Source organism: Labrys neptuniae (assembly GCF_040797145.1).
GTDB classification, from domain to species: Bacteria; Pseudomonadota; Alphaproteobacteria; order Rhizobiales; family Labraceae; genus Labrys; species Labrys neptuniae.
The window spans coordinates 370,033-383,156 of record NZ_JBFNQD010000005.1 but is presented as its reverse complement, the minus strand read 5'-3'; the positions used below and the strand labels follow the sequence as shown (position 1 = coordinate 383,156).

The 13,124-nt window shown below is 66.3% G+C and carries 8 protein-coding genes; 4 read left to right on the top strand and 4 right to left on the bottom strand.

Annotation, left to right across the window (positions count from 1 at the left end; translation table 11 throughout):
* From ptsP to ABXS05_RS17760, 4 genes are all read right to left on the bottom strand, one after another.
* Nucleotides 1–2,265 (bottom strand): phosphoenolpyruvate--protein phosphotransferase, encoded by a 2,265-nt coding sequence (ptsP, locus tag ABXS05_RS17775; RefSeq protein WP_367624854.1) that lies wholly within the window; start codon nucleotides 2,263–2,265, stop codon nucleotides 1–3.
* Nucleotides 2,266–2,529: 264 nt separating this feature from the next.
* Entirely contained in the window at nucleotides 2,530–3,780 is a 1,251-nt protein-coding gene (locus ABXS05_RS17770) for an aspartate kinase (RefSeq protein WP_245314937.1), read from the bottom strand.
* 232 nt (nucleotides 3,781–4,012) lie between these two features.
* Entirely contained in the window at nucleotides 4,013–6,085 is a 2,073-nt protein-coding gene (locus ABXS05_RS17765) for an OmpA family protein (protein WP_367624853.1), read from the bottom strand.
* A 194-nt stretch (nucleotides 6,086–6,279) separates the two neighbouring features.
* Nucleotides 6,280–6,708 (bottom strand): Lrp/AsnC family transcriptional regulator, encoded by a 429-nt coding sequence (locus ABXS05_RS17760; RefSeq protein WP_068293722.1) that lies wholly within the window; start codon nucleotides 6,706–6,708, stop codon nucleotides 6,280–6,282.
* Between the two features lie 123 nt (nucleotides 6,709–6,831).
* Between ABXS05_RS17760 and ABXS05_RS17755 the strand changes: the two genes are divergently transcribed.
* The 4 genes from ABXS05_RS17755 to ABXS05_RS17740 all read left to right on the top strand — a co-directional run bounded on the left by ABXS05_RS17755 (nucleotide 6,832) and on the right by ABXS05_RS17740 (nucleotide 13,082).
* On the top strand, nucleotides 6,832–7,920 hold the full coding sequence (locus ABXS05_RS17755) for a saccharopine dehydrogenase family protein (RefSeq protein WP_311937392.1): 1,089 nt from the start codon (nucleotides 6,832–6,834) through the stop codon (nucleotides 7,918–7,920).
* A 183-nt stretch (nucleotides 7,921–8,103) separates the two neighbouring features.
* A complete protein-coding gene (locus ABXS05_RS17750; protein ID WP_367624852.1) occupies nucleotides 8,104–9,375 on the top strand; it encodes an ROK family transcriptional regulator in 1,272 nt (423 codons plus the stop codon).
* Between the two features lie 123 nt (nucleotides 9,376–9,498).
* A complete protein-coding gene (locus ABXS05_RS17745; protein ID WP_367624851.1) occupies nucleotides 9,499–12,075 on the top strand; it encodes an ATP-binding cassette domain-containing protein in 2,577 nt (858 codons plus the stop codon).
* On the top strand, nucleotides 12,072–13,082 hold the full coding sequence (locus ABXS05_RS17740; protein ID WP_367624850.1) for an ABC transporter permease: 1,011 nt from the start codon (nucleotides 12,072–12,074) through the stop codon (nucleotides 13,080–13,082). The genes ABXS05_RS17745 and ABXS05_RS17740 overlap by 4 nt, the downstream gene beginning before the upstream one ends.
* The last annotated feature ends 42 nt before the right edge of the window (nucleotides 13,083–13,124 follow it).

The window sequence follows — 13,124 nt, the reverse complement described above, 5'->3', positions numbered from 1 at the left end:
CTATAACGGAATGCCGCGTTCGGCGGCGAATTCCCTGAGAGCAAGGCGCAGCGGCCTGTCCGCTTCCGGCTTGAGATGGTGATCGACGAGCTCCATGATCTCGGCTGCGTCGATCTCGAGCAGCATGGCCTTGACCGGGCCGATGGCCGACGGCGTCATCGACAATTGCCGGAAGCCGAGGCCGATCAGGGCAAGCGCCTCCAGCGGCTTGGAGGCCAGCTCGCCGCACAGCGTCACCGGCACGCCGGCCGCGTTGGATTTATCGGCGATCATCTTCAGGGCCCGCATCACCGAAGGTGAGAGCGTGTCGAAACGGCCCGCCACGCGCGCATTGCCGCGATCGACCGCATAGAGGAACTGGAAGAGATCGTTCGAGCCGACGGACAGGAAATCGGTGCGCTGCAGGATCTCGTCGAGCTGGAACAGTAGGCTCGGCACTTCCACCATGGCGCCGAGCTTGACGAGATCGGGCAGGGGTTTGCCGTGGCGGCGCAGGAAGGTAATCTCGCGCTCCACCACTTGACGCGCCTGGTCGAATTCCTCGGAGGCCGAGATCATCGGGAACATCACCCTGAGCTCGCGCCCGGCGGCGGCCTGCAGCAAAGCGCGGAGCTGCGAGCGCATCAGGCCGGGACGGTCGAGGCCGAGGCGGATGGCGCGCCAGCCGAGCGCCGGGTTCTCTTCCTCGATCTGGTGCATATAGGGCAGCACCTTGTCGCCGCCGATATCGAGGGTGCGGAAGGTGACCGGCCGGTCGCCGGCAGCCTCCAACACGGCCTTGTAGAGCGCATATTGCTCGCCGGTGCGCGGGAACTGCGAGGCGATCATGAACTGCAGCTCGGTGCGGAACAGCCCGATGCCGTCGGCGCCGCTTTCCTTGATGTGCGGCAGGTCGACCAGGAGGCCGGCATTGATATAGAGCTTGATATCGCAGCCGTCGCGGGTGCGGCTGGGCTTGTGGCGCAGGGCGAGATATTGCTCCTGGCGCTTGGCCCGGAAGCGCACCTTCTCGGCATAGGCATGCTCGACATCCGGGGCCGGGCGCACCTGGACTTCGCCGACCGAGCCGTCGACGATGATGGCATCGCCCTGCTCGACCAGGCTGGTGATGCCCTCGACCTCGCCCACGGTGGGAATGCCGAGTGCCCGCGCCACGATGGCGACATGGCTGGTCGGCCCGCCCTCCTCGAGAATGAGGCCGCGCAGGTTGTCGCGCGAATAGTCGAGCAGGGCCGCCGGCCCCATCGAGCGCGCCACCAGCACTGCATCCTTGGGCATGGACTCGGAGGGGACGTGATGTCCGTCGCCGGTGAGCTGGCGCAGCAGGCGATTGGCGAGATCGTCGAGATCGTAGAGACGCTCGCGCAGGATCGGATCGGCGACGCGCTGCATGCGTGCTCGCGTATCGGACTGCACGCGCTGCACCGCCGCCTCGGCGGTGACGCCGGTGGCGATGACCTCGCGCATCTTGGTGATCCAGCCGCGATCCTGCGCGAACATGCGATAGGCTTCGAGCACGTCGAGCGTCTCGGTGGCGCGGGCGAGGTCGCCGCGGTCGAGCATGGCGTCGATCGCATCGCGCAGGCCGACGATGGCATTGTCGAGGCGATCGGTCTCGCGGCCGACATCGTCGGCGATCAGGGTCTTCACCACCACCCGCGGCTCGTGCAGCACGACATGGCCGAGCCCGACGCCTTCGGAGAGCGGTGCGCCGGTCAGCTGCAAAGCACGGCGGCTGGCGAGGTCGGCGCCCGGGCGGGCCAGGGCCTGGAGCTCGCCGGAAGCGATCATCTCGGCCAGCACCATGGCGACCGTGGCGAGCGCCTCGATCTCCTCTTCCGAATAGGCTCGCTGGGCCTTGTTCTGCACGACGAGGACGCCGAGCGTCTCGCCGGCACGCAGGATCGGCACGCCGAGGAAGGCGTTGTAGATCTCTTCGCCCGTTTCCGGCTTGTAGGCGAACAAGGGATGGTGCTGCGCGTCCGAGGTGGTGACCGGCTCGGCTTCCTTGGCGACGAGGCCGACCAGGCCTTCGCCCTTGCGCATGGTGGTCAAATGCACCGCGTTCGGATTGAGGCCTTCGGTGGCATAGAGTTCGAGCGTACCGTCGGTGCGCAGGACATAGACCGAGCAGACCTCCGCGACCATGTTCGCGGCGATCAAGACCACGGTCTTGTCCAGCCTCTCCTGCGCCGAAACAGGCTCCGCCATGACTTCGCGGAGCCGCTTGAGGAGCAGGCGCGGGCCGCCGATCGCGCCACGCATCCGATGCCTCCATGTCCTCGACAGGTCAGGTGACCCGGCGAACCCGGGGCCGTCCGCTGCCTCAGAGGGCCGGCCGGTTCTGGCGAAGCGGCCGGTCATAGAATGAATAGGGGGCGTGCCTCGCGCGAGAATCCAAACGAAGCACGCACTAACTTTTTGTTCTGTCGCAAGATTTCACGGAAATTGAAAGAAGTATTTCCGTTTCTGCCAGGCACTGCGTCATCGGGGCGCTGTGCCGTCGTCGTGAGAACAAGGCGCGGTTGCTCAGGCCTTGTCGAGCCCGTAGAGCGTGTGCAGCGTGCGGACCGCCAGTTCGGTATAGGCCGCATCGATCAGCACCGAAATCTTGATCTCGGAGGTGGTGATGGCGCGGATATTGATGCCGCGGCCGGCAAGGGCCTGGAAGCAGGTTGCCGCCACGCCGGCATGGCTGCGCATGCCGATGCCGATCACCGAAATCTTCGAGACGTCCATATTGGTCTCGACATTGTCGCACACCACGTCCTTGCGGGCCTTGTCGATCACGTCCTTGGCGCGCTGGAACTCGGCCTGTGGCACGGTGAAGGTGATGTCGGTGGAAGCGCCGTCGGCCGAAATGTTCTGGACGATCATGTCGACATTGATGTTGGCGTCGGCCAGGGGCACGAAGATGGCGGCGGCGACACCCGGGCGGTCGGCCACGTCGCGCAGGGTGATCTGCGCTTCATCCTTCGAATAGGCGATGCCGGTCACAACCTGCTGTTCCATGATGTCTTCCTCGTCGCAGATCAGGGTTCCGGGATTGGGGTTTTCGGGATCGTCGAAGGACGATCTTACATAGGTTTTCACCTTGTGGACCATGGCGAGCTCCACCGAGCGCACCTGCAGCACCTTGGCGCCGAGGGAGGCCATTTCCAGCATTTCCTCGAAGGCGATGCGGTCCATGCGCTGCGCCTTCGGTACGATGCGCGGATCGGTGGTGTAGACGCCGTCGACATCGGTGTAGATGTCGCAGCGCTCGGCGCCGATCGCGCCGGCGATGGCGACGGCCGAGGTGTCGGAACCGCCGCGTCCCAGCGTGGTGATGCGCCCGCTCAGGGGCTCGATGCCCTGGAAGCCGGAAATCACCGCAACTTCCCCGGCAGCAAAGCCGTCATCGAGATTCTTGGAGGGGATCGCCGAGATGCGCGCGGAGCCGTGGGCGGCCGAGGTCTCGATCGGCACCTGCCAGCCCTGCCAGGAACGGGCCTTGATGCCGATGCTGGTGAGCGTCAGCGCGAGCAGGCCCGAGGTCACCTGTTCGCCGGAAGCGACGATGGTGTCGTATTCGCGCTGGTCATACAGCGGCGAGGCCTCGTTGCACCAGCCGACCAGCTCATTGGTCTTGCCGGACATGGCGGAGACCACCACCGCCACGTCATAGCCGGCGGCAACCTCGCGTTTGACATGCTGCGCCACATTCTTGATGCGCTCGACAGTGGCGACAGAGGTGCCGCCAAACTTCATGACAAGACGGGGACGCGGGCTGCCGGACATACGGCCACTAGGCTCCGATGAATTCTCGAACGTTGGTAAGACGCTCTCGATGAGGGGACGCCGCACAAAAGCGGGCCAGGATGCGGTCCCGGCCGTGGCTACATGCATGAGGCGAGGAGATGCGGAGACCTGCGGTCACCGCGCCGCGGGATTTAAGCGAAAGGGCCGAGGATGGCAAGCAAAAGCGGCGCGCATCCGACAGGGATGTGCGCCGCGATCGTGATGGTAGCCGTCAGTTCTGCAACAGGGGCGTGATGCGGCGCAGGGTCACGCGGCGATTCTCCTGCTCGGGCTCGGGCGTCGGGATCTTGAGATAGCGCTCGCCGAGGCCCGCCGTGACCAGGTTGTCGGGCGCGATCACGTAATATTGGGTCAGGGCCTGCTTCACCGCCTCGGCCCGCTCCTTGGACAGGCGCAGATTATAAGCATCGTCGCCCACCGCATCGGTATTGCCCTCGATCACGAAGACCTCGTTGGGATGGGCGGCCACGATCCGCTCGATGATGCGGCCGATGCGGTCGAGATTGGCGATCTCCTCCTCGCGCACGAATGATTCGTTGAAGCCGAAATGAATGGTGTCCAGTTCCACGCTGGGGATGGACTGGCGGATGGCCGGCTGTTCCATCACCGCTTCGGGCTGGGCAAGGAATTCGGACCGCGCATAGCGGCGCGGCAGCGGCTTGAGCGGACGGGAGGCGAATTGCTGCTCGATCTGGTCGTCGTCGACTTCCGCGGCCCAGACGCTCTGGTAGCGCTGTCCACGCGGATTGATGTCCACGTCGAAACGCCCGTCGCCTTCATAGCGCCGTAGGCGATCGGTGCGCTGGCCGCGATCGCTCAGCAGGCGGCGGCGCAGGTCGTTGCGATCGTCCTGCAGATATTGTGCGAAGGCCTCGCGGTCCTCGGGGTTGTAGCGCTGGTCGTTGGCGGCATCGCGATAGACCAGGATGCGCCGGTTGAGCTGGTCGACGGTCAGCACGTTGGAGGGGCGCCGGTCCGCCAGGATGGCGGGGATGTCCTGCGGCCGGGGCGAGCCCTGGCGGAACTGGGAGCGGCCGAAGGGCGAACCCTGCCCACTCTGGCCCTGCTGCTGTTCGCCGCCATATTCCTGGTCGGCCACGCGGTTGCGCAGGGCGGCGCGCGCGCCGTTCAGGCGCTGGATCAGGGCCTGTTCGGTGGCTTCCGACAGGTTGCCGGCTGACAGGGCCGAGCGGTAGACGTTGAGGCGCTGGCGCAATTGCTGGTCGTTGAGGCGATCGGGCGGCGTGGCATCACCCAGCAGGCCGATGGCGCGCTGCTCCGCTGCCCGGTCGACCGGACCCTGCAGGGGGCGGCCCTGGCCTTGCTGGCTGCCGTTCTCCGGCTGCGGCGGAAGGCCCGGTCGGCCTTCCTGCCCCTGTTGTGGGCCGTCGGCCGGCAGGGGAATCCCGCCTTGCCCGGGGAGCTGGTTGCGACCGCTGGGGCGACCATCCAAGGGGCGGCTGTCCGGCTGGCCGTTGTCGAGGCCCTGCGGCGCCCCCTCGGTGCCGGGCTGGCCCTGGGTGCGGTCGCGACGCTTGCCGCGCGGTTCGGGCGTGCCACCGTTTTCCGGTCCTGCACCCGGCTGGCCGTCGCCGGCGGTGGGCTGCTGGGGCACAGGCTTGGGCTGGACAGGCTTGGTCTGCGCGGGCGCGCCGCTGCCTTGATCCGCATCCGGCTCGGTGGGAGTGCGGGGTTTTGCTGCGGGCGTGTCTTGTCCCGTGGTGTCGCTAGGCGCTGTGGGCTTTTGGCGCTTGGGCTTTGCAGCCGGGGCCTCCTGTGCAGGTTCTCCCGCGGTTGGCTTGCCGGGAGCTTCCTGGCCGGCCGAATCGGCGGCCGGCTTCTGGCGCTTGGGCTTGGCAGCGGGGGGCGCTTCGCCGGGCGCGGGTTCGCCGGGCGCGTCCTGGCCGGCGGCCCCCGGGGTCGGCTTCTGGCGGCGGGGCTTGGCGGCAGGCGCTTCGTCGCCGCCTGAACCGGATGCTGCGCCGTCCTGCTCGGCGCTCGGCTTCTGCCGCTTCGGCTTGGCGGCCGGAGCACCGCCGTCCTGGTCCTGCGATTCGGCGGGAGCTGCCCGTTTTGCCGGCGCGCCCTCGCCATCCTGGCCGCCGCCCTTCTTGTGGCGCTTCAGCACGTCCTCGATCGAGGGCTTGGCACCCGGCGCGGGCGCTTCCGTGGTGGGCGCCTGGGCATCCTGCGCCAGCGCGTCCTGCACCAGCACGATCGCCGTGGGCGAGACGGCGAGCATCAGCGTACCAGCCAGACTGATCAGTTTCTTGCGCAGGAGCATCGCGACCTCTCTTGATTGGGCCGCCATCATCCCGATTGCGGCTGAACCGAAACTGAACGCGGATCGTCGAATATCCGTCGGTGCCGGGACACGCCTCACACGGCCGGACTCGATTCCGAAATCGAGACCGTTGCCGTAAATCATTGTTATTGCATGATTTCTTCCGAGAATCGACGCGCGCTTTTCGGTACGCCCTAGCGTTCGATCCGCGTCGACAGGATGAGGGAGGTCGACGTGCGCTCGACGCCTTCCAGCGCGCCGATGCGATCGGCCAGTTCGTCGAGCTCGCCGACCGAGCGAGCCTCGATCACCGCGATCATGTCGAAATTGCCGCTGACCGAATGCAGCGTGCGTACGGCCGGAATCTCGCGCAGGCCCGCCTCCACCTGGCGAATCAGCTTGGGCACGGTGGTGAGCAGCACATGGGCGCGCAGCAGCGAACGGGTATGCTCCTCCGAAAGCCGGATGGTGTAGCCGGCGATCACGCCGCGATGTTCGAGACGAGCCAGGCGGCTCTGCACTGTGGTGCGGGAAACGCCGAGGCGCCGGGCGATCTCGGCCGTGGAGGCGCGGGCGTTCTCGCGCAGGATGGCAATCAGGGCGTCATCGGCGGGCGTCGTCATAACGACGATATAGCGGATGGCATTGTGCAAAGATAGCTCGGCATTTCGTCGAAATGCAGGCTTCGAAAAGCAGGGAGGCAGGCGTAGGCTTTGCTCAGGGAAACACGGCAGGGGAGGCGGACAATGCGCAAGATCGTGGTGGCGGGAGCAGGCAAGATCGGCGCATGCATCGCCGATATCCTGGCGGTCAGCGGGGACTATGAAGTCACGGTGATCGACCGGTCGGCCGCGCAACTGGAGGGCGCCGAACTGTCGGCGGGCGTGGAGCAGCGTGAACTCGATCTCGAGGACGGAGCAGCCCTGCGCACCGTCCTGGACGGTGCCTATGCCGTGCTCAGTGCCGCGCCCTTCCATCTCACCACCCGTATCGCCGAGGCGGCGGCGCGCGCCAACGTTCATTATCTCGACCTGACCGAGGACGTCGCCTCGACCCGCCGGGTGCGTGACCTCGCGGCTTCGGCCAGGAGCGCCTTCATCCCCCAATGCGGTCTGGCGCCCGGCTTCATCTCGATCGTCGCCAACGATCTCGCCCAGCAGTTCGACAGCCTCGATTCCATCCGCATGCGCGTCGGCGCACTGCCGCAATATCCCTCCAACGCGCTCAACTACAACCTGACTTGGTCGACGGACGGGGTCATCAACGAATATTGCGAGCCTTGCGAGGCGATCGTCGACGGTCATCGCGTCGAGGTGCCGGCGATGGAGGAGCGCGAGGAATTCTCGCTCGACGGCGTCACTTATGAGGCCTTCAACACCTCGGGCGGGCTCGGCAGCCTGTGCGAAACCTATCTGGGGCGGGTGCGCACGTTGAACTACCGTACCATCCGCTATCCCGGCCATGCGGCGATCATGAAGGCGCTGCTCAACGACCTCGATCTCCGGCATCGCCGCGACGTGCTCAAGGACATTCTCGAAAATGCCCTGCCGGCAACGATCCAGGACGTGGTGGTGATCTTCGTCACCGTCAGCGGCAAGCGCCACGGCCATCTGGTGCAGGAAACCTATGCCAACAAGATCTACAACCGCCGCGTCGGCTCGCGCCTGCGCAGCGCCATCCAGGTGACGACGGCCTCGGCCATTTGCGCCGTGCTGGACATGCTGGCCAAGGGTGAACTGCCGCAGAAGGGCTTCATCCGCCAGGAGGATATCGCGCTCTCGGCCTTCCTCGCCAATCGCTTCGGCAGCGCCTATGCGCAGACGGCGGCGCGATAGGTTTCCAGAGATCGCAGGCGTCCTCGCCCGCATTCACTTTTTCTGCGTAGTCAGAGTTTTCAAGAGCGGGCAGGGTGCCTGCGGTCCCAGGACGTCCCCCCTTGATAATTAAGCATAGTGCTTTAATAATTGAAGGATCTTTCCGGCTCGAGATCCTTCATTCCTTGGAGCACGATGGCGATCATGTCCCAGCCGAACGCGCCCGCGAGCCGCAAGGGCAGCAATTCCGTCCAGGTGCGGCGCTACAATGAGCGTGTGGTGCTCGAGGCGTTGCAGCGCCTTGGCCAGGCTTCCAAGGCAGAGCTCGCCCGTTCCGCCAATCTCACGCCCCAGGCCGTGGCCGTCATCGTCGATCACCTCGAGGAAGTCGGGCTGGTCCGCCATGAAGGCAAGCGCGCCGGACAGGTCGGCCAGCCTTCCACCCTCTATGCGCCGGCGCCCGACGGCGCCTTCTCGATCGGCCTGCATGTCGGCCGGCGGGCCTTCGATGCGGTGCTGGTCGATTTCACCGGCCGCACCCTGCGCATGGAGACCAGCGAATACGAATATCCCGAGCCGCAGATGGTGGCGGAACTTGCGGCCGCCTATGTCCGCACCTTCCGGGCCGGCCTGACGCCCGATTTGCGCAGCCGGGTGGTCGGCGTCGGGGTGGCGATGCCCTATTTCATGGATAGCTGGACCAAGGAACTGGGCATGCCGGCCTCGATCACCCAGGCCTGGGAGGATTTCGATTTCGCCAAGGCCCTTGCTGACAGCATCGACCTGCCGTTGTTCTTCGAGAACGACGCCTCCGGCGCGGCGACAGCCGAACTGGTCTATGGCCGGGGCCGGGAGGTCCGGGACTTCATCTATCTGTTCATCTCCACCTTCATCGGTGGTGGACTGATCATCAACGGCAATCTGGAGACCGGCCCGAACGGCAATTCGGCGGCTTTCGGTCCCTATCCGGTGACGCCTTCGCTGCTGTCGAGCGTGCCGGCGCCGAAGGGACCCTTCGAGATCCTGCTGCGCCGCGCGTCGATCTATGTGCTGACCAATCATCTGCGCGAGAACGGCGTGCCGATCCGCCGGGCTCTCGAGCTCGACGAAATCGGCGAGAAGGCCGAACCCTTTCTCGGCGAGTGGGTCGAGGACTGTGCCGATGCCCTGGCTCAGGCCATCGTCGGTGCCATCGCCGTGGTCGATGTCTCGGCCATCGTGATCGACGGCATCCTGCCGGCGGCCATCCTGCAGCGCACGGTCGAGGCGGTGTCGCGTCGCTTCGGCGAGATCGTACCCGAAGGCCTGTTCGCGCCCGAGATCGCGGTCGGCACCATGGGGCCGCGCGCCGCAGCGATCGGCGCAGCCATCCTGCCGCTCTATGCCATGTTCGCGCCGGACAGTGCCACGCTGGTGAAGGCCAAGGCGCCGGGCATCGGGCGTGCCAGCCTGAGAACCTATATCGGGGCCGCTTAGGCGCGAGGGGCATGCGCTTGACAGTTTGGGGTCATCGATATATCCATTTGCTTTAATAATTAAAGGTGAGGGGACGTTGATGGTGGGCGCATCTCGGTCGCATCGTCGCCGGCGGGCAAGGCCATGAAGAGCAGCCTGGCGGATGAGGATTTCGGAGCCTCGATCGCGTCCTCCGTCGCGGCCGCCGGCTTGGTGAACGCCTCCAAGCGCTTCGGAGGGACGATCGCCCTTTCCCACGCCAGTTTCGATCTCCTGCCCGGTGAGGTGCTGGCCCTGTTGGGCGAGAACGGTGCGGGCAAGAGCACCTGCGTCAAGCTGCTTGCCGGCGTCTACAGGCCGGACGAGGGTGCGGTGACCATCGGCGGCGATCCGGTGGAGCATTGGTCGCCCCTCGAAGCGCAGCGACGCGGCATTGCGGTGATGCACCAGCATCCCGGCCTGTTCGGTGACCTGACGGTGTTCGAGAACATCTTCGTCGGCCACATGCCGCAGCGTGCCTTGGGACGCATCGACTATGAACGCATGCGCGAGGAAGCGCGCGCGCTGCTCGATGTGGTCGGGCTGCAGTGCTCGCCCGAGGACACGCTGAAGGAACTGCGCACCTCCGAGCAGCAGTTGGTTGAGATCGCCCGCGCCCTGTCGGTCAATGCCAAGGTGCTGATCATGGACGAGCCGACCGCGGCCCTGTCCCAGCGCGAGGTCGAGCGGCTCTTCGCCGTGGTCGCCGACCTCAAGGCCCGGCAGGTGGCGATGATGTTCGTCGGCCATCGCATGGAGGAGATCTACCGGATTGCCGACCGCATCGCCGTCCTGCGCGACGGGCACCTGATCGGCGTGACGCAGGCAGCCGAGCTCGACCGCGACCAGGCCGTGCAGATGATGATCGGGCGGCCGCTCAAGGCCATCTATCCGCAATGGGAATCAAAACCCGGCCAGGAGGTGCTCTCCGTCTCCGGCCTGTCGCGCGAAGGGGCGTTCGAGGATGTCTCCTTCAATGTCCGGGCCGGCGAGATCGTCGGCCTCGGCGGGCTGGTGGGCAGCGGGCGCACCGAGATCGCCCGCGTGCTGTTCGGCATCGACCGGCCGACGGCGGGCCGCATCGAGATGGAGGGCAAGGCGGTGGCCTTTGCCGATCCGCCTGCTGCCATGGCCGCCGGCATCGCCTATGTCTCGGAAGACCGGCTTGGCCAGAGCCTGGTGATGGATTTTCCCATCCTCGACAATGCCTCCCTGCCGGTGATCGAGAAGGCCACGATGGCCGGGCTGGTGATGCGCCGGCAGGAGCTGGCCCTGGTCGAGCCGCATCTCAAGCGCCTGAAGCTGAAATTCCGCAGCTTCGACCAGCCTGTGAAGACACTCTCGGGCGGCAATCAGCAGAAGGTGGTGCTGTCGAAATGGCTCGCCACCCAGCCCAGGCTGCTCATCCTCGACGAGCCGACCCAGGGCATCGACGTCGAGAGCAAGTCCGAAGTCCATACCATGATCGCGGAACTTGCCCAGCAGGGGCTGGCGATCATCCTGATCTCCTCGGAGCTGCCGGAACTGGTCAGCATGTGCGACCGCATCGTGGTGCTGCGCGAAGGCCGGATGGCCGGCGCCTTCACCCGCGAGGAGGCCGACCAGGAAAAGGTCATACGCGCGGCCACGGATGCCGGCGGGGTGATTGCGGACAAGCAACCGGCGCTGGCATCGCGGGATGACGCCACCAAGGCCGATGAGGCCAAGGCGGGCTGGCTCAAGGCGCTGCTGCGCCGGCGCGAGGTCGGGCTGGTTGGTGCCATGGCCGCTGTGGTCCTGCCGGTGATGTTCCTCAATCCGCGCATGGTCAGCCCGGAAAACCTCACAGCCATCGCCATGGACGCGGCGCTGCTGATGATCGTCGCCGTGGCCCAGATGCTGGTCCTGCTCACGCGCAACATCGACCTATCGGTGGCCTCGGTGATCGGCCTCTCGGCCTATGGCGCGGCGAGCTTCATGCATGCCCACCCGGACAGCTCGGTGCTTCTGGGCGTCGGCGTGGCCTGTGTGGTCGGCCTGGCCTGCGGTGCCCTCAACGGGCTGGTGGTGACCCTTGGGCGCGTGCCGGCCATCGTGGTCACCCTGGGGACGCTTTCGGTCTTCCGGGGCCTGAACAGCCTGTGGGCGGGCGGCCGCCAGATCAGCGCCGACCAGGTGCCGCAGGCCTGGCTCGACATGACCAGCGCCCGCATCGCCGGCATTCCAGCCGTGATCCTCATCGCCCTTGCCTGCCTGGTGGTGATCGGACTGATCTTGAGGCACTGGCCTGTCGGCCGGGAGCTCTATGCCATCGGCTCCAATCCGGACGGCGCTGCCCTGATCGGCATCCGCCGTACGGCCCTAGTGCTCGGGGCCTTCATGCTGGCAGGCCTGCTGGCCGGCTTCGACGGCGCCCTTTGGGCCTCGCGCTATGCCACCATCGACGCCCGCGTGGCGCTCGGCTTCGAACTCACCGTGATAGCCTCGGTGGTGGTGGGCGGCGTCGCCATCAGGGGCGGGGCCGGAACGGTGCTCGGCGTCGCCCTGGGGGCGCTCACCTTGCTGGTGATCCAGAACGGACTGACGCTGGTGCGCGTCGATCCCCTCTGGCTGCAAGGGGTCTATGGCCTCGTCATCCTGCTCGCCATCGGTGTCGATACCATCATCGGGCGGCGAACCCATCAGGGACGGAGGGCGCGATGAAGACCAGCCTCATCGAAAGGATCGCCAGCTGGGAGAACTTCCTGGCCCTGTTGACGGTGGCGGTGCTCGCCTATGCGGTGTTCGCCGTGCCGAACTTCGCCACGGTCTTCAACATCTCTCAGGCCATTGCAGGCGCATCCGAGCGGGCGCTGATCGTGCTGCCGATGGTGCTCCTGATCATCGCCCGCGAGATCGACCTGTCGGTTGCCAGCATCCTGGCCCTGTGCAGCGTGGTGTTCGGCGTGCTGATCCGCGAGGGCCTGCCGCTGGAGGGGGCGATCGCGCTGGCACTGCTGACCGGCATCCTGGCAGGCGCCTTCAACGGCGTACTGGTGACCTATCTCGGCCTGCCCTCGCTGGTGGTCACCCTCGGCACCATGGCGATGTTCCGCGGCATCGGCTACATCCTGCTCGGTACCGGCTCGGTGAACGAGTTTCCCGAGAGCTTCACCGATTTCGGCATCGACACGCTGGGCGATACGCCGATCCCCTGGACCATCGTGCCCTTCCTCGTGCTGGCGCCGGTCTTCGCCATCCTCCTGCAGATGAGCAGTATCGGCCGGCGCATCTATGCCATCGGCGGCAGCCCCGATGCGGCACTCTATGCCGGCGTGCGGGTGGCGCGCATCCGCCTCGGCCTGTTCGTGCTCAGCGGCTTCATCTGCGCCATTGCCTCCATCGTATTCACTGCCCGCCTTGCCAATGCGCGGGCCGACAATGCCATCGGCCTGGAGCTCGACGTGATCACCATCGCGCTGCTCGGCGGCGTCAGCGTCTTCGGCGGCAAGGGCAAGCTCACCGGCGTGTTCCTGGCGCTGGTGCTGATCGCCACGCTGCGCAACGTGCTGGGCCTGAGCCAGATCGGCGGCGATGCACAGGGCACGGTGATCGGGCTCTTGCTGATCGTCTCGCTGCTGCTCAGCACCACGGCCCAGCGCCTTTATGGCGGCCTCCAGGCGAAGTTCAAGACAGCCAGCCTGCCGAAAGGGCCGGAACGAACGACCTGACTGAAAGCGTAGACAACAACGACCTCGAGAAAGGCGTGAAGG

Excerpts from the sequence above, each read along its gene's own strand:
- ptsP (WP_367624854.1), bottom strand. The coding sequence starts at position 2,265 with ATGCGTGGCGCGATCGGCGGCCCGCGCCTGCTCCTCAAGCGGCTCCGC.
- ABXS05_RS17770 (WP_245314937.1), bottom strand. The coding sequence starts at position 3,780 with ATGTCCGGCAGCCCGCGTCCCCGTCTTGTCATGAAGTTTGGCGGCACC.
- ABXS05_RS17765 (WP_367624853.1), bottom strand. The coding sequence starts at position 6,085 with ATGCTCCTGCGCAAGAAACTGATCAGTCTGGCTGGTACGCTGATGCTC.
- ABXS05_RS17760 (WP_068293722.1), bottom strand. The coding sequence starts at position 6,708 with ATGACGACGCCCGCCGATGACGCCCTGATTGCCATCCTGCGCGAGAAC.
- ABXS05_RS17755 (WP_311937392.1), top strand. The coding sequence starts at position 6,832 with ATGCGCAAGATCGTGGTGGCGGGAGCAGGCAAGATCGGCGCATGCATC.
- ABXS05_RS17750 (WP_367624852.1), top strand. The coding sequence starts at position 8,104 with ATGTCCCAGCCGAACGCGCCCGCGAGCCGCAAGGGCAGCAATTCCGTC.
- ABXS05_RS17745 (WP_367624851.1), top strand. The coding sequence starts at position 9,499 with ATGAAGAGCAGCCTGGCGGATGAGGATTTCGGAGCCTCGATCGCGTCC.
- ABXS05_RS17740 (WP_367624850.1), top strand. The coding sequence starts at position 12,072 with ATGAAGACCAGCCTCATCGAAAGGATCGCCAGCTGGGAGAACTTCCTG.